Consider the following 606-nt stretch of genomic DNA (forward strand, 5'->3'; position numbering starts at 1 on the left):
CAAAGCGCAGCCGCGCAAGACGGAGACGAAGCCCTCGACGCCCGCGAGGAAGCGCGCTTCGGGCAAGGCTACCGCCGGCAGGACCCGAAAGGCTGCCTGACCGGCCGCCTGTCCGGCCGGCGCACCGCCAAGATTACTGCGTGCTAGCCCGGCCTTGCCGGTTCCAAGGTAACGGCTGCCAGCCTGTCCATCATTGACTAGAGTCGGCTGACAGAAGACCGCCATGGTTTCCTGGAAGCGGCCGTTCATACGCTGTCCGGCAACTCCAGCTCGGGGTGAGGAGCGTAAGTCAGCCAATCGCTTAGAAGCGGTCGTTCTGTATCCGACCCAACCTAGCCGCAAGGACCGCCATCGACGCTTCTCCGAAGCAGTCATTCGTCTGCCGTCCGGCAACTTCGGCTCAGGGTGGGGAGCGGATCTTGAGCCTCCACCCCAGAGCGGATGCTCCGCTGCAGCCAGTCTACGATGTTTCCGAGAGCGAACGTTCGACGTCGTCGCGTGGGTTCAGGTGGAGATACTTCGGATCAAACTCGGCGAAATCCATCAGCCGCGCAGCGTTGGGGATGCGCATGCGCTTGCGCCTCCATTCGAGCAGGCCCTGACCTC

The 606-nt window shown here is 63.5% G+C and carries 1 protein-coding gene; it reads right to left on the bottom strand.

Annotated features, from left to right (window positions below; all coding sequences use genetic code 11):
* Positions 1–249, bottom strand: a 249-nt coding sequence (locus MKK75_RS06515; RefSeq protein ID WP_244041798.1) for a hypothetical protein, incomplete at its 3' end; no start/stop codon positions are given.
* Between the last annotated feature and the right edge of the window lie 357 nt (positions 250–606).

Origin of the sequence: Methylobacterium sp. J-030 (genome assembly GCF_022829545.1) — a bacterium.
Lineage (GTDB): Bacteria > Pseudomonadota > Alphaproteobacteria > Rhizobiales > Beijerinckiaceae > Methylobacterium.